General features: G+C 57.3%; 15 protein-coding genes and 2 pseudogenes. 10 read left to right on the forward strand and 7 right to left on the reverse strand.

Annotation, left to right across the window (positions count from 1 at the left end; all coding sequences use genetic code 11):
• Window positions 1–107: 107 nt before the first annotated feature.
• From AB7F49_RS11535 to AB7F49_RS11545, 3 genes and pseudogenes are all read right to left on the reverse strand, one after another.
• On the reverse strand, window positions 108–566 hold the full coding sequence (locus tag AB7F49_RS11535; RefSeq protein ID WP_428522412.1) for an AMP-binding enzyme: 459 nt from the start codon (window positions 564–566) through the stop codon (window positions 108–110).
• Window positions 567–609: 43 nt separating this feature from the next.
• Complete coding sequence (locus AB7F49_RS11540; RefSeq protein ID WP_428522414.1) at window positions 610–924, reverse strand: AMP-binding protein; 315 nt, start codon at window positions 922–924, stop codon at window positions 610–612.
• A 103-nt stretch (window positions 925–1,027) separates the two neighbouring features.
• Window positions 1,028–1,201, reverse strand: a pseudogene (locus AB7F49_RS11545) (AMP-binding protein); the annotation flags it as partial.
• Here AB7F49_RS11545 and AB7F49_RS11550 point away from each other — a divergent pair.
• On the forward strand, window positions 1,161–1,373 hold the full coding sequence (locus tag AB7F49_RS11550) for a hypothetical protein (protein ID WP_428522416.1): 213 nt from the start codon (window positions 1,161–1,163) through the stop codon (window positions 1,371–1,373). The pseudogene AB7F49_RS11545 and the gene AB7F49_RS11550 overlap by 41 nt on opposite strands.
• A gap of 672 nt (window positions 1,374–2,045) precedes the next feature.
• Window positions 2,046–2,584: pseudogene (locus AB7F49_RS11555) on the forward strand (transposase); the annotation flags it as partial.
• A 277-nt stretch (window positions 2,585–2,861) separates the two neighbouring features.
• Here the strand turns inward: AB7F49_RS11555 and AB7F49_RS11560 are convergent.
• The 4 genes from AB7F49_RS11560 to AB7F49_RS11575 all read right to left on the reverse strand — a co-directional run bounded on the left by AB7F49_RS11560 (window position 2,862) and on the right by AB7F49_RS11575 (window position 6,791).
• Entirely contained in the window at window positions 2,862–3,788 is a 927-nt protein-coding gene (locus AB7F49_RS11560) for an amidohydrolase family protein (protein ID WP_428522418.1), read from the reverse strand.
• A 126-nt stretch (window positions 3,789–3,914) separates the two neighbouring features.
• Window positions 3,915–5,159, reverse strand: a complete 1,245-nt coding sequence (locus AB7F49_RS11565) for a CaiB/BaiF CoA transferase family protein (RefSeq protein ID WP_428522420.1) — start codon at window positions 5,157–5,159, stop codon at window positions 3,915–3,917.
• Window positions 5,156–6,277 carry an ornithine cyclodeaminase family protein gene (locus AB7F49_RS11570; RefSeq protein WP_428522422.1) on the reverse strand — a complete coding sequence of 374 codons (1,122 nt, stop codon included), beginning with the start codon at window positions 6,275–6,277 and terminating at the stop codon, window positions 5,156–5,158. Before AB7F49_RS11570 ends, AB7F49_RS11565 begins: the two co-directional genes overlap by 4 nt.
• A gap of 10 nt (window positions 6,278–6,287) precedes the next feature.
• Window positions 6,288–6,791: a MarR family winged helix-turn-helix transcriptional regulator gene (locus AB7F49_RS11575; RefSeq protein ID WP_428522424.1), complete on the reverse strand. Its 504-nt coding sequence runs from the start codon at window positions 6,789–6,791 to the stop codon at window positions 6,288–6,290.
• A 73-nt stretch (window positions 6,792–6,864) separates the two neighbouring features.
• Between AB7F49_RS11575 and AB7F49_RS11580 the strand changes: the two genes are divergently transcribed.
• The 8 genes from AB7F49_RS11580 to AB7F49_RS11615 all read left to right on the forward strand — a co-directional run bounded on the left by AB7F49_RS11580 (window position 6,865) and on the right by AB7F49_RS11615 (window position 14,470).
• Entirely contained in the window at window positions 6,865–7,230 is a 366-nt protein-coding gene (locus AB7F49_RS11580) for a Rieske (2Fe-2S) protein (RefSeq protein ID WP_428522426.1), read from the forward strand.
• Window positions 7,217–7,495: a hypothetical protein gene (locus tag AB7F49_RS11585; protein ID WP_428522428.1), complete on the forward strand. Its 279-nt coding sequence runs from the start codon at window positions 7,217–7,219 to the stop codon at window positions 7,493–7,495. The genes AB7F49_RS11580 and AB7F49_RS11585 overlap by 14 nt, the downstream gene beginning before the upstream one ends.
• Before the next feature lie 29 nt (window positions 7,496–7,524).
• Window positions 7,525–8,772, forward strand: a complete 1,248-nt coding sequence (locus AB7F49_RS11590) for an amidohydrolase family protein (protein ID WP_428522430.1) — start codon at window positions 7,525–7,527, stop codon at window positions 8,770–8,772.
• A 12-nt stretch (window positions 8,773–8,784) separates the two neighbouring features.
• Entirely contained in the window at window positions 8,785–9,825 is a 1,041-nt protein-coding gene (locus tag AB7F49_RS11595) for a YeiH family protein (protein ID WP_428522432.1), read from the forward strand.
• A 95-nt stretch (window positions 9,826–9,920) separates the two neighbouring features.
• Window positions 9,921–10,880: a Bug family tripartite tricarboxylate transporter substrate binding protein gene (locus AB7F49_RS11600; protein ID WP_428522434.1), complete on the forward strand. Its 960-nt coding sequence runs from the start codon at window positions 9,921–9,923 to the stop codon at window positions 10,878–10,880.
• Between the two features lie 71 nt (window positions 10,881–10,951).
• Entirely contained in the window at window positions 10,952–12,091 is a 1,140-nt protein-coding gene (locus AB7F49_RS11605; RefSeq protein ID WP_428522436.1) for an ornithine cyclodeaminase family protein, read from the forward strand.
• 253 nt (window positions 12,092–12,344) lie between these two features.
• A complete protein-coding gene (locus tag AB7F49_RS11610; RefSeq protein ID WP_428522438.1) occupies window positions 12,345–13,310 on the forward strand; it encodes a Bug family tripartite tricarboxylate transporter substrate binding protein in 966 nt (321 codons plus the stop codon).
• A gap of 65 nt (window positions 13,311–13,375) precedes the next feature.
• Window positions 13,376–14,470, forward strand: a complete 1,095-nt coding sequence (locus tag AB7F49_RS11615) for an ABC transporter substrate-binding protein (protein ID WP_428522440.1) — start codon at window positions 13,376–13,378, stop codon at window positions 14,468–14,470.
• The last annotated feature ends 92 nt before the right edge of the window (window positions 14,471–14,562 follow it).

A 14,562-nucleotide genomic window follows, 5' to 3' on the forward strand; every position in this document is an offset into this window, starting at 1 on the left:
GACCCGTCATTGCGAGGGGCAAAGCGACGAAGCAATCCAAGTCCGCTGTTTTGTCATTGTCGAAACGATTGCCGCCACCGCTCCGCCGCGCTTGGGCGGCGCGTCGATCAATTGGCGGCGGCTTGCTGCCGCATCCGGAAGCGCTGAATCTTGCCGGTGCTCGTCTTCGGCAATTCGTCTACGATTTCGAACCAGCGCGGGCATTTGATGTGCGCAATGCGCTCGCGCACATGGTTGCGCAGTGCCTCGTCCAGGTGAGCGCGGTCGAACCGTTCTATTCGCGCGGGACCACATGAGCCTTCGGCTTGATCATCTCGTCGGCATCGGGATGGCCGACGACCGCGCATTCCAGCACCGCGTCGTGCTGCGCGATGACGCTCTCGACCTCTGCGGGCGAGACCCAGATGCCCGACCCGCAGCATGTCGTCGGAGCGGCCGACCAGAAGGAAATTGCCGTCCTCGTCCTGATGCATCTTGTCGCCGGTGAGCACACCGCCCGCGCTCATGAGTTCCGCGGTCTTCTCCGGCTTGTTCCAGTATTGCTGCGCCGCGGACGGACCGAACATGCGTAGGTATCCGATTTCGCCGCGCTTCACCGGTACGTTGTTGTCATCGACGATTTCGGCGCGAAAGCCATTGACCAGCTTTCCGCAACTGCCAGGGCACCGACCGCCCAGGCTGGTTGACGATACACATGTGAGTCATCTCGGTGGTGCCGACACCATCGAGGATTTCGACTCCCGCAAATTGTTTCCAGCGGTGGAGCAGGGCGGCGGACAGGGTTTCGCCGCCGCTGAGGCAGAAACGCAAATTGCGCGAGGCGTGGCGTACGCGATCCTGTCCGATCTTCTTTCGGCAAGACGCAGGAGCCCGGCAAACAGCGTCGGCACGCCCATGATGACCATCGGCTCGTGCCGGAAGCATTGCCCCCAGACCGTGTCGGGAGAGATCGGGCCGGGATCTTCGGAGGAGACAGCACGACGTCGTTTTGGGTCATGTCGAGTGCGCCGCGGCCGAACCATTTGGTCGCCCAGTAGATGTGGTTGCCGGTATGCACCACACGCTTCGGGCTGCCAACCGAGCCTGACGAATAAAGCCAGAAAGCCATGTCGTCGGGATTGACGGCCTGGGTGTCCGCCTCCGCGGAGTGTGTCGTCGCGATGGTCGAGCCCACGTACGCGGCCGCGTGCGCAGAACACATGACGCAGGCGCGGCAGGTCGCGGTGCATGCCTGCAATTACGGGCGCGACGGTGTGATCGGCGATGACCGCGACCGCCTGGCTGTCGGCGATGTAATCGCGATAATCGTCGGGCTTCAAATACGTGTTAATAGGTACCGCCACGGCGCCGATCTTCACCGCTCCGAGAAATAGAGACGGGAAGTCGATGTCATCGACGAGACTAAACAGCACGCGTTCACCGGCGACACGCCGAGTGAACGTAACGCGTTTGCGACCCTCGCAACTCGTGCGGAGATATCTCCGTAGCTGTGGTTGCGGTCCGGTCCGGCCAAGTCGGTCCGACTGGCGCGAGTGCCGGTGTGGTTCTCGAGCAGATAGTCGACGATTTTGCCGCGCAAACCCGTGCGAGAGCGAACCGTCGTTAATTTCTCCATGGTGTTTCACGTAACAATAGTTTTTGCTTGAGTGTAAAATTCCGGCATAAGTAAGAATATGTCAAGGAATGTGCAGAGCTTACGCGCACTATCTCCAGCCCGTGTACCGGTTCGTTCCAGAAAGCCGAGCTCACACGAGCCCACGCGGCTCGCTGGGTTGCGGCGCTCGGACTGAGAGCTATAAGCGATATCATGGACCATGATGACGTTACTGACGGCAGGCCCTGAGCTGCTGTTATCCGTGCCACATCGAATAGCCTTTTGCACGATGGGATATCTGATTGCGAGCGCATGTCACCGGCGAGCTTGAACCTTCCACGGTGAGCCATCTCCAGCATAGAGCATCTGTCCGGCATCAGCGTCCTTGAGACAAATTAAGGGGCTTTCCGAACGGAGGATTTCTAGCTCATCGTAGCTGCAAGGGGCGAAGATGAAGCAAAAATCTGGGCCGGGCAAAGCGCCGGCAGAACAAGTGCTGAAAGACATCCGGCGTCGGACGCGCCGGCACTACTCGGCTGAAGAGAAAATCCATATCGTACTGGAAGGGCTGCGTGGCGAGGAGAACATTTCCGAGCTGTGTCGCCGCAAAGGCATTGCCGCCTCGATGTATTACGGCTGGTCGAAGGAGTTCCTGGAAGCCGGCATTGGCGGGCGACACGGCGCGCGCTGCGACCTCTGGCGAGGTCAATGATCTTCGTCGGAAGGCCGCAGCGCTGAAGGAACTCGTGGCCGACCTCACTCCTGAGAACCGCCTGCTCAAAAAAAGATGAACGGGGATGGGGAGGGCGAGACATGAGATACCCCGCGTCCGAGAAGGCCGAGATCATCGCGCTGGTTGAACAATCGCGCCTGTCGGCCAAGCGCACGCTCGATAAGCTCGGCATCCCACGGGCCACGTTCTATCGCTGGTACGAACGCTACCGCGAGGCCGGGATCGACGCTCTCGCTGACCATCGTTCGCGGCCGGCGATGTTCGCAGCCTTGTTTGAAGACAGCAACTAATGGTCGACCCAGCTGCCGAGCCGCGAAAGCACGAGCCGCCAAAACGGCCAGCCCGGTGTGTTCGAAAAGCTTGCCCCAAGGGTGCCGACGGCAAGGTCATTATCACATGCTTGCAAGATCTTAATCGGCTGCCGAAGGGGGGATTGACCACTGCAGCGACGTCAGCGCGGCGGGCCCGTGAGACGGCGCTCTCCTGGTTCCGAGCTCCAACCTCTCTATCCGAAGCAAGTAGCGGATAGTGGACTCACTTTTGGGCAAGATCGTCACCCTGTGGCGAACTTTTTTGAGGTAAGCGCAGCTTCAAGAGCCGATCTGCATTCCGATGGGCAATTTTTTCAACGTCTGTTCGGTCCAGCCGAATGGAGTCGAGCAGCGCGCGGCCATCGCGGTTGGCGTTGTATGGGTAGTCTACGCTGAACAGGATACGGTCGATGCCCCAAGTGTCCAGCAAAAGATGAAGGGGTGGTAAAGTAAATTGGCCGCTGGTAGTAACGTAAACTTGGTCTCGCAACTGCCGGGTCAGTGTGCGTGACATTCTTCTGAGGATTTCGTTACTACACATTGCGTCAGTACGGGCAAGCGTCATCGGAAGGAATTCGCCCATATGGCCGATAATGAGCTTCAATCCTCGATGTCGTTCGAGCGCACCGCTGAAGACGAGCCGCAGAAGATGGATCGCTGTTTCGGCGTGCCAACCGAAGCCGTAGGCAGACAGGCAAAAGCCCAACTGGGGTGGAAGGCCATCGAAGTAAGCCTTGTAAACGGTCTCCGGCGGCAAATTCGGATGAATGTAGATGGGTACGTCTAACGATTCCGCTCTGGACAAGAGCGGTTCGAACCCAGGATGATCGAGAAATTTTCCATCCGTTGTTCCATTGATCATGGCCCCAACGAATCTGAGGTCATGGATGCACCGCTCGAGCTCATCGGCCGCGGCTTGGGGGTTACTAACTGGCAGGTGGGCGAACCCCGCATAGCGCTCCGGCCGCTCCGCGATCAAGCTCGCGAGACCGTCATTGACGCGGCGTGTCCATTCTACCGCCTCTTTAGGCGGTAGAATGTCGGCCCCCGCACCTGACCACGAGAGGACCTGCAAGGTAATTCCCGCCGCGTCCATGTCTGCGAGACGCCCAGCACCAAGATCTGCCAGATACTTGGACCCCTCGACCATTGTCCGAGCCGCGCGGTCTGGCGGGAGGGCGCCTCGAGACAGTAGGGCGGTTCCAGAGACCTCTGCCGCAAGAGAGGGAATGCTGAAGTGCTCCTCAATCGCTACTATTCTCATCGAGCTATCCCCTTAGATAATACCTTTGCGCCTGAGCCCGTTGATTTTGTGTTCCGAATAGTTCAGTTCCTTACCATAAACCGCGTCGTTATGTTCACCAAGCTTAGAACCGAGAAAATCGACGGAGCCGGGCGTCTCTGAGAATTTCGGCACCACGTTCTGCACGACGGCTGCCACGAGGTCGGGATCGGCCACCCGTACCAACGCATCGCGCGCGGCGTAGTGCGGATCGGCAAATATGTCTTTAATGTCATAGATGACCGAGAACGCCACTTCATGCTCGTTGAACCGGCTGACGACCTCTTCTCGCGGCCGCGCCGCGATCCAGTCCGCGACAATGCCGTTGATTTCGTTGCTATGCTGAACACGGCTGGCATTCTCCGCGAACTTTGGATTGGCGATCAGGTCTTCGCGTTCCATCGCGCGACACAGCCGCACCCAGATATTGTGATTGCTCGCGGCCATGGTGATGTATCGGTCGTCGCTGGTCCTGTAAGTCGAGCTCGGCGCGGCATAAGCAACCTGATTGCCGGTTCGGGTGTGGATCTCGCCGGTCTTGTCGTATTGGATGGCGTCGAAATCCATAAGCCGGAAAAGGGCTTCGTACAGCGCCAGATCGATCATCTGCCCGGTGCCGCGTTTGGCGTCCCGGTGATAAAGCGCGACCATGACGGAAAAGGCGCCGAATAGTCCGGAGATTAGGTCTCCCAAGGGATAGCCGGGCGACATTGGCGGACCATCCGCATCGCCAATCAAGTGTGTGAGGCCGCTCATGGCTTCGGCCACGCGGCCAAAGCCTGGACGATCGCGATAGGGACCGTATTGACCAAAACCGGAAATCCGCAGCATCACAATGTTTGGCTGGATCGATTTGATCACGTCGTACCCGACACCCCAGCGCTCCAGCGTTCCCGGTCGATAATTCTCGATGACCACATCGCGGCCGACGACTAGTTCCTTGAATATCTCGGCTCCGGCCGGCTTGCCCAGGTCGAGGGTAATGCAGCGCTTGTTGCGGGATATCGACTTCCACCACAGTGGGATGCCGTTGTAGATCGGCTCGAGCTTGCGTTGACCGTCGCCATGCTGCGGATGCTCGATCTTTATGACATCCGCGCCGAGATCGGCCAGCAAAACCGATGCAAAAGGCGCCGCGACCATATTGCCGGCGTCGATCACACGAACGCCCGCCAACGGCTTGGCGTGTGAACGCTGGGCGAAGTTAAATTTCTCGCCCCCGGTTCGATGAACGCTCACGCCACGACACCCTTCCGACTCTTCCCTAGAAACGCGGAGTCACGGATGGCACGGAGATCGTCGTCGTATTGCATGAAGAAACTTGAATCGATTTCGGTGCCGACGCCGCGCGATCTGGCGCGCTCGTAGATTAGCCGGCCCATCGCGGCAAACTGAATGCCCATGCCGACATTGTTGTTGTGATAGGTGATCTGCTGGCCTGTCGAGCGTCCGTGGATGTTTTTCTTTATCAGGAGTTCGCCGACCTCGTAGATATCCGACCACGACAGGGTGCCCTTGCGCAGGTGCGGATACAGTTCCGGCTGTTTGTCGAGCTTTACCGACTCCCGCGAATTGACGACGATAAGATCGCTCCGCAGCACGGTCTCGTCGTCGGTTTCCCGACGCGGCAGAAAGTAATCGCTGCCGATCATGGTGTTGACATGGGTGCCCGGCTCCAACCATGCGCCCTTGAACACGGCCTCGTTCGAGCTGGTCGCGGTCGTGACGATATCGCAACCTGCGACCGCATCACGTGCATCGTCCACGGCCACCGCCCGAACCCCGACGAGATCGTTGATCTGCTTAGCCACGCGCTCGCGCCGTTCTTTGCGTGTGCTGTAGACGCGGATTTCCTCAATACCGGTCACCGCGCACGTGCATTCCGCCTGCAGCAGGGCTTGGGTGCCGGACCCGAACAGGCCCATCACCTTCGCATTGTCGCGCGCCATCCGCTTCGTCACGATCGCGCTGGTAGCGGCAACACGAATGGGGTTAAGGTAGAAGTCCTGTAGCACCGCGAGCAGCTCCGTGGTCTCGGTATCGAATACGAATACCAGCGCCGAGAACGCGCCGGGAAAGCCAAGCCGCGCATTGCCTCTCTTCTTCTCGACGGAGACCGTCGCAGAGTTGATGCGCAGTCCCATCGAATGCATGCCGGGCACGACGCCAGCCATTTCGTTAAACCAGTAATAGTGATCGATCCGATCTTCACGTGGATGGTAAATGCGTCGGCGCGGCAGCTCTTGCGCCTCGCCGCGGCCGTGCTGGATATACGCCTTTTCGATGACGTCGATGCATTCGTCCGTGGTCACCAGACCAGGCATATCCTGGTTTCGGAGCAAAAGGGTTGTCTTCATGCGAGCGCTCCTACTTTCGGGCCAGTCGGCTGACCCTTGCCGGGCGCAGCACGTTCGGATTTATGTCCTTCAGATTCCCCACCATCGTCTCAGCTACGCGGAGAAACGTGACAAAATCATTCGCTCCAACATTGGCGCGCGCGGCCGAATTGATTTCAACCGCATGGGGAATAAGTTTACGAGTCAGCGACTTGCCTTGCGCCGTGAGCTGCAGATTCACGATCCGGCGATCTTCGGTATTTTTGACCCGTTGAATGAAGCCCCGCTTTTCCAATTCATCCAGCACCGCGGTCGACGACGCCTTCTCCACGCCGAGGTATCGCGAGATGGCCGAGCACGTCATTCCGGGATTGTCCCACAAGCTTCGTAGATGCAGCCACTGGCTCAGCGTTACGCCATAGCGAGCCAGCCTGCCCTGCATCCCGTTATCGAAGGCGCGGCTGATTTCACGCAACAAATGCCCGAGTCCGCGCTCGGGTAACCCGGCCGATTTCGTTGCAGACCGCTGTGTCACGAGGGGAATTGACTCCAGATTGTTCGTATGTCTACCATACGATCTCACTTAGTTACAAGCAGGATAAAGCGATATGCCGGAAATGCTTGTGGGGCGGGCGGCGGACTTCTCGGACAACTCAGTGCTCATCGTCACGTCAGGAGAGACGGAGGTCGGCGTGTTTCGCCGCGGCAAAGATTTCTACGCCTATGAGAATCTGTGCCTTCACCAAGGCGGTCCGGTTTGCGAAGGAATGCGTTCCCCCCGCGTCGATGACGTGATCGCGCCGGATCGCACGCTCGCCGGACAGCGTTTCATACAAGACGATATTCACATCGTCTGCCCGTGGCACGGTTACGAGTACAAACTCACAAACGGCGAATGCATCGGAAATCCGAAATTGCGTTTGCGAAAGTTCGAAGTGCGGCAGCGTGAGGGGAATATCTATGTCGTTCTCTGACACCCAAATCGCGCCACTTAGGGAGCATCGTGTCGAAAGCGCAGCGTTCGATACGCTCTCGGATCGCGAGTTGCAGCTTCATCTGGAAATGGCGGTTCGCGCCTACGCAGCGCGAATCGAGGATGGCGCCGACATACTTCCCTTCACGCGCCCACGCGCTGTTAGCGCGACGGAGGTCATGACCGTAATCAGCCGCATGCTGAAGTCCACGGGCATCGAGGTCTTTGAACTTGGCATGTGGCAGGCGTGGACGGGCGGCCGCTAGATCGCTCTCCTTTTGATCGGCAGGAAACGATGAACATACTGGCAACCGGGCTTCGCGATCCTTCGGTCGAGGAATTCGATACCCGCACCCTGTTGAAAAAGGCTGCGCAGCAGGCGACGAAACGACGTTACGAAGACTTCCTGATCGTCGATGTCGACGCCCACCATTACGAGACCGAGTCACTCTCGGAAATTCTTGAGTACATCGAGGACCCGGTCCTGCGGGCCACTGCGAAGGCCAAGGGCGGCGTCTATGCCGGTGCCCCGACGCTGATGAACAATCAGCCTGGCTTCCAGGACATGGGCGGGCGCATCGGTCGTTACAGCACGCGCCGTCTCGAGAAGACACCCGCCGCGCCGCCGCACCGCGACGTGCATCTGACCAAGCGCTGGATGGACGCGCTTGGCGTCGACATCGTCTGCCTTTTTCCGACGCCGATGCTTCTCCTCGGCCTGCATCCCAATGTGGAAATCGAAATCGCGCTGGCGCAGGCCTATAACCGCTGGCTGACGCAGAATGTGCTTAGCTCGGAGCCGCGCATCAAGTCGATGCTGTATCTGCCGTTCAACGATCCCGAGGCAACCTACAAGACGGTGCAGGAATTCGGCCACAAGAAGGGCGTTATCGGGTTCATGATTACGGCAGCGCGCTACAAGCCAGTCTACCATAATGCGTATATGAAGACCTACGCGCTGCTGGAAGAGCTGGGCAAGCCGCTTTCCTTCCATGCGGCTTACAACTGGTATGACCAGTCGTTCTTCCAGACGACCAACAAGTTCATCGCCGTCCACGCGCTCGGCTTCACGTTCCATAACATGATCCATCTGACGAACTGGATCGTGAACGGCCTGCCGGAGCGCTTTCCGAAGCTGAAGACGATCTGGATCGAGAGCGGACTCGCATGGGTGCCGTTCCTGATGCAGAGGCTCGACAACGAATACATGATGCGAACCTCAGAGTGTCCGTCGCTCAAGCGCAAGCCAAGCGACTACATCCGACAGATGTATTTTACCACACAGCCCATGGAGATGGTCGACAACCGGGACGCCCTGGAGCTTACGTTCAAGATGATGAACGCCGACAGCCAATTGCTCTACTCGTCTGATTATCCGCATTGGGACATGGACCTGCCGAGCGTAATCTACGACCTCCCTTTCTTATCCGAGCAGGCAAAGCGCAACATACTGGGTGAAAACGCTCGCAAGCTGTTCAACCTCGAGCCGATATTTTCCGACCTTAAGCTGGCCGCGCGCGAAGCGCATCAGAAGTCCGCCTAGTACGGCTCGCGCATGTGCCAGTCGTTATCCGACGAATGCCACGCGGCCGAACCATTGCAGGCCGGCGGTGCAAAACAATGGCTCGCGCGCACATGGCGTGGCCTTCTGCTCGCCATCGGGATCGCGCTCGCTGCATATCTGCTCCGTAGCGCATCGTATATCTCGGCGATAAGCCCGCTGATCACCGCCGTGATCCTGGGGGCAATCTGGAGAAACTTAATTGGTACGCATCAATGGGCCTGCGATGGAATACAATTCGCGACGCGACCCCTGCTTCGTTTCGCCATTGTGCTTCTCGGCTTTCAAATTACGCTGGCTCAGCTTCTAAGCATCGGAACAGGACGCCTCGCGCTGACGATCGCGATCGTCACCATCACATTCGTTGTAACGTGCTGGATCGGGCGCAGGCTTTGCGTCGATATGAAATTAGCCGAACTGATCGCAGCTGGAACATCAATCTGCGGCGCGTCCGCGATCCTGGCCGCCAACACAGTCACAAAGGCCTCAGACGCCGACGTCACCTATGCCGTGTCTTGTATCACCTTGTTCGGTACCGTCAGCATGCTGTCGTTTCCGTTCGCCCTTTCGATCTTGGCGCTAACGCCGGAGCATTACGGGATTTGGGTCGGCGCTTCGGTGCACGAGGTCGGTCAGGTCGTTGCCGCTTCATATCAGGGTGGAGAAGCGGCAGGGGATGCGGCCGTCATCACAAAGATGGCACGCGTTCTTGTGCTGGGCCCGATGATTTTCGCTTTGGGCATTTTCGTGAAGCGATCTTCCGCGGCCCCAGCTACAGTAAAATTGACCCCGATTCCTTGGTTTGTAATCGGTTTCTGCCTGGCCATTGCGTTAGCAAGCGCAATAGAGATCTCGCAAGCGGTCAAAATAACGCTGTCATTCTTTGCTTCATTGCTGCTGACGATCGCACTTGCTGCGATTGGTCTTCAAACTCAGTTTTCGGAACTGCGAGCGCGCGGAATTCGCCCGCTTGTCCTCGCCGCTACCAGCACGCTTTTGATTACGATGTTTTCTTACTTGCTACTCGTGTTATGATCGGGGAGGTGGATCGTGACGTTCTGAACTCCTTGATATCAGTACGCGGCCCTGAGCGACCAAACATAAGTCGATCAAAACATTGGGAGGACATAATGAAATATCTGGCGGCCGTTTGCTTTGGTTTTGTTCTGGCGATGCAGGCAGCATCGACGCGCGCGGACGACAATTTTCCGTCGAAGACCATCCGCATCGTTGTGTCCTACGCGGCCGGTGGGACGCCCGACTCCGTTGCCCGAATTATTGCCGAGCAGTTATCGCTAAAATTCAAACATTCGGTTTTTGTCGAGAATCGCCCGGGTGCAAACGGTGCAATCGCGAGTGATAACGTCGCGAATTCGCCCGCGGACGGTTATTCTTTGCTGCTTGCGTCTGATGGGCCTGTAGTGATCATGCCGCTTTTGAAAAAGGGCATCGCTGATCCGCTCAAGAGGCTTGTACCCGTCAACCTAACCGCCGAGAGTGCGTTTGTGTTGATGGCAAGGAACGATCTCGAAGCAGTAGACCTGAAGTCTCTCCTGCATCTGGCGAAAATCAAAAAACTCACTTATGGTTCGGCGGGTGTCGGTAGCCAACACCACCTTGCCGGTGAGTTGCTGAAAGCCCGTGGCGGAATCGATTTGATTCATGTTCCATACAAGGGTGCGGCCGAAGTCCTGGTCGATCTGATGGGTCAACGCTTGGATTTAGGATTCGGTGGGATCCCACCCTCGACACCCTACATCACCGGCGGCAATGTTCGACCTATTGCGGTAACGTCCGAAGTCCGAAATCAAAAGATCCCTGCCGTTCCGACATTTAAGGAATTGGGCTACGATGGATATCGCGTTGTGTTCTGGGTCGGCATCATGGCGCCGGCTGGGACTCCGCCAGCTGTGATCGCCAAATTGAATGATGCCATCACGATTGGCATGAAGACACCTGATGCTAAAGGGAAGCTGGAGAAGCTCGGTGTCGACCTTGTAAATCTGGGTCCTACCGAATTTGCGAAACGGCTCGACCTCGACAAGAAGATGTGGAGCGACCTGATCGACCAAACAGGATTAGGGCAATAGCTAAGAAGCCAACGCGCGCGCATGCACAGCGCGCGCCCTTCCGATCCATGCAGGTTAACGATCCGAGGTGCATGTTGCTGATTCTTTCGAACGAAGACGTGAGTCGACTGATCACAATGCCCGACGCGATTGAGGCGCTTCGCATCTCGAACCGCGAAGTCGCGGCGCTCAAGCGGGACAGTGAATACCGGCTGAATCGTGCGCGCACCAATCACTATCTCCCATGGGACGCAGACGCATCGCCGGACGGGCAAGCCGTCCTACGTAACGGCGCCGGTAACGACCCGCGTCTCCTCTACAATTTTAAGTCGATGGAAGGCGGGAGCCTTCACTTCGGCGTTTGGGCGCTACGCAGCAGCTCTGACCTCGTGAAACTTAGCACCGGCCCGTACGGGCAGCTGCATACGTACCTGCGCTACGGCGATCTTCCCGGCGGCCATGGCTATAGCGACCTCATTTTCCTATATAACATCCATAACGCCCAGTTCGAAGCCATCATCCAAGCTGCTGTGTTGCAAGGGATTCGTGTCGCCGCAACCTCGGCCCTCGGCACTGACTACCTCTGCCGCGCGGAGGTTTTGCGCGCCGGCATGTTCGGGTCCGGATGGCAGGCGGCGGCAAATCTTCGCGCCCTGCTTCATATTCGGCCCGGCATCAAGCAGGTGAAGGTGTTCAGTCCGAACCAAGCGAAGCGCGAAGCTTTCGCAAGGCGGATGTGTGAGGAACTCCACATTGATGTCGTAGCAGTCGACACGCCGGAAGATGCCGCGCGCGGAATGGACATCATCTATGAGGCGTCAAGCTCTCGCACGCCCGTATTCGACGGTCGGTTGCTCGAGGAAGGACAGCACGTGATGTCACTCGGTGCCGGCGATGAGCATTTCAAGCGGCGCTTGATCGATCCGGTCGGCGTCGCCCGATGTGACACCGTTGCAGTCCATTCGCTTGAAGTGAAATACGGGCTGGAGGAAATCAGTGATTGCGTCGAATCTGGCGCGTTCGACTGGGATCGGGTTGTCGACCTTCCCGACCTCGTGAGCGGCCATTGCAAGCCAGACGTGTCCGGCCGATCTATCTCGTTTTTCAAAAACAATGTCGGGCTCGGCAGCCAGTTCGCTGCTGTCGGCGGACTAGTACTTAAGAACGCTAAAGAGCGCGGAATGGGCTTCGAACTGCCGCAAGGCCGGGTATCGCAAGTGATGGAACGATAAGTTCTGGACGTTCGGGATCGCTAAAATGCCACGTCAACTTTCCGATTTTAACGACCAATCACTCGATATATGCAGACAGGATTCTATCGCATCGATATTTTTCCCGGATTACGATGCGCAGAAAAAGCAGCGGCGATCGCAAAGGCGAGCCGCATCAATTCATGAACGACTTCAAATAGATTAAGGTGGACATTGCGCGTCAGCAGGGAATCCTTTTAGATATATGCGGCTCCTCTACATTCGGAGAATTGTCATGGGTCAGAAGCTTTTAGTCGCGATTGCGTTGATATTTGGGCTCATACAGCCAGTTTCTGCCCAGGAATATCCAACACGGCCGGTCAAGATTGTTGTGCAGTTTCCGCCCGGCGGCGTTCCGGATGCGAGTGCCAGGCTTATCGCGGAAAAACTCGGCGAGACTTTGGGCAAACCATTCGTCGTAGAGAATCGTCCCGGGGCTGGCGGAAATATCGCCACTGATTTGGTGGCCAAGTCAGAGCCAGATGGGCATACCCTGTTGTTGGCTGCATCAGCATCTTTGGTCATAAGCCCAAACCTTTATCGGACGCTGCCGTTCAAAGTATCCGACTTGACCCCGATCAGCTTGATAGGCTCGTTTGATTTTGTGATGTTGGCTTCCCCGAGTTTTGCCGCTTCGTCTGTCCCTGACCTGATAAATCTAGCGAGGGTAGAACCGGCAAAAATCAATATCGCCTCCTCTGGCTTCGGCAGCGAGCATCATCTCGTGGGTGAATTATTCCAGCAGAGCACAGGCATACGCCTCACGCATGTTCCCTACAAAGGGTTTGGACCTGGTGCGACCGATGTGATTGCGGGTCACATCCCACTCATGTTTGGTTCTGTCCCCGCATCGCTCCAACTTATCCGCAGCAACAAGGTGAAAGCGCTGGCGGTGACTGGTGACACGCGCGCCGGCGCGCTTCCTGAAGTCCCGACCTTTGCCGAACTCGGCTATAAAGATGTCACGATGACCTCATGGGTTGGCGTACTCGCGCCATCCGGCACTCCCCCGTTCATTGTCGAAAAATTGGCTGCCGAGATTGAAAGGTTCGTTCAGTCGTCAGAAGGTAGAGCTCGCATCGACAAGCTAGGCCTTGGGTTGATGCCGCCGGGCCCGCGTGCCCTTTCCGATCAGATTACGAGCGGCACCCGCTTTTGGGCTGATGTTATCAAAAAAGCCGGTGTGCCTCAGGTCGATTAAGCAGCAACGGAAATCACGCTTTCGTTGAAACGTCCCATCACGCAGATCCAATGCATGGAGAGATCGTGAGTACGAACCTCGTTTCTAATAAAGCCTCTGACAGCAGTCAGGCTTCTGCCAGGCCGGAGGCGATCTGGTACACGCGCTGCCCGGTCCCAACAGCGGCAGGGATTGCCATTCAGAAAGGCTGGCTTAAAGATGAGTTTGCTGCCGACGGCATCGACTTTCGTTCCATCCGGCACTCCCAAGACCCGAAAACGCGCGAAGCCCATTATACACACACATTGGATGATTCGTTCCGTCAGGGCGGCAATGCGCCGGCTTTGTACGCGCGCTCCGAGGGTAAGGACACCGTCCTCCTGGGATTGCACTGGATTCCGCAATATCAGGCAATTTTATCTCTGCCAGAATCAGGAATAACCACGATCAGGCAACTGCGAGGAAGGAAGCTTGCTTTGCCGCGCCGCGTCAATGATGCAATTGACTTCTGGCGAGCTACAGCTTTGCAGGGCTATGAGAATGCGCTGCGGCTCGAGGGGCTGAGCCTCGACGACGTCGAGCTGGTCGATCTTCCGATTGAACGAAGCTATGTTGACGAAGACGTTGCCATCACTGACGCGTTAACGCCGGCGCCCCGCTCAATCAAGTTTCAGACGCGAGAGATGGTCGCGCTGCTCCGACGCGAGGTCGATGCGATGTTCGGATATAGCGTGTGGGGCGCCGCCGTGCGGAGCCAACTCAGCGCAACAGAAATCGTAAACCTTGCGACCCTGCCGTCGATTGACATGCAGGTCAATAACGGTGCGCCTGAAACATTAACAGTCAGCGGCGGACTGTTGCGCGAACACCCCGACCTGGTGGAACGGTATCTCGCGAAACTGCTCATGGCGGCGGATTGGGCGAAAACCAACAAAGACGCTGCCCGCCGCGCAATCGCTATTGAAACTGGTAGCGCCGAATACTGGCTTGATCAGGGTTGCGGCGCCGATTGTCATAGCCGATTGCAATTCTCTTTCGATAAGGACCTGTTGCAAGCCTTAGAGATGCGCAAGCAATTCCTTTTAGAGCACGGCTTCATACGTGAGAACTTCAGCATTGTAGAATGGGCTGACGATAGACCGCTAGAGAATGCATTGAAATTTCTTCGTTGCGGTTCATGAACATCCATGCGGCTCCTTCGGATAGCTATCGGACAGGACTGACTGCGACATCGGCGCGAGAGGGGCTGCAAATATGCCTTGCAGCGGCCGGA

The organism is Pseudorhodoplanes sp. (assembly GCF_050250235.1).
In the GTDB taxonomy this organism is placed as follows: Bacteria; Pseudomonadota; Alphaproteobacteria; order Rhizobiales; family Xanthobacteraceae; genus Pseudorhodoplanes.

Excerpts from the sequence above, each read along its gene's own strand:
- AB7F49_RS11535 (WP_428522412.1), bottom strand. The coding sequence starts at position 566 with ATGTTCGGTCCGTCCGCGGCGCAGCAATACTGGAACAAGCCGGAGAAG.
- AB7F49_RS11540 (WP_428522414.1), bottom strand. The coding sequence starts at position 924 with ATGCTTCCGGCACGAGCCGATGGTCATCATGGGCGTGCCGACGCTGTT.
- AB7F49_RS11550 (WP_428522416.1), top strand. The coding sequence starts at position 1,161 with ATGGTCGAGCCCACGTACGCGGCCGCGTGCGCAGAACACATGACGCAG.
- AB7F49_RS11560 (WP_428522418.1), bottom strand. The coding sequence starts at position 3,788 with ATGGTCGAGGGGTCCAAGTATCTGGCAGATCTTGGTGCTGGGCGTCTC.
- AB7F49_RS11570 (WP_428522422.1), bottom strand. The coding sequence starts at position 6,277 with ATGAAGACAACCCTTTTGCTCCGAAACCAGGATATGCCTGGTCTGGTG.
- AB7F49_RS11580 (WP_428522426.1), top strand. The coding sequence starts at position 6,865 with ATGCCGGAAATGCTTGTGGGGCGGGCGGCGGACTTCTCGGACAACTCA.
- AB7F49_RS11585 (WP_428522428.1), top strand. The coding sequence starts at position 7,217 with ATGTCGTTCTCTGACACCCAAATCGCGCCACTTAGGGAGCATCGTGTC.
- AB7F49_RS11590 (WP_428522430.1), top strand. The coding sequence starts at position 7,525 with ATGAACATACTGGCAACCGGGCTTCGCGATCCTTCGGTCGAGGAATTC.
- AB7F49_RS11595 (WP_428522432.1), top strand. The coding sequence starts at position 8,785 with ATGTGCCAGTCGTTATCCGACGAATGCCACGCGGCCGAACCATTGCAG.
- AB7F49_RS11600 (WP_428522434.1), top strand. The coding sequence starts at position 9,921 with ATGAAATATCTGGCGGCCGTTTGCTTTGGTTTTGTTCTGGCGATGCAG.
- AB7F49_RS11605 (WP_428522436.1), top strand. The coding sequence starts at position 10,952 with ATGTTGCTGATTCTTTCGAACGAAGACGTGAGTCGACTGATCACAATG.
- AB7F49_RS11610 (WP_428522438.1), top strand. The coding sequence starts at position 12,345 with ATGGGTCAGAAGCTTTTAGTCGCGATTGCGTTGATATTTGGGCTCATA.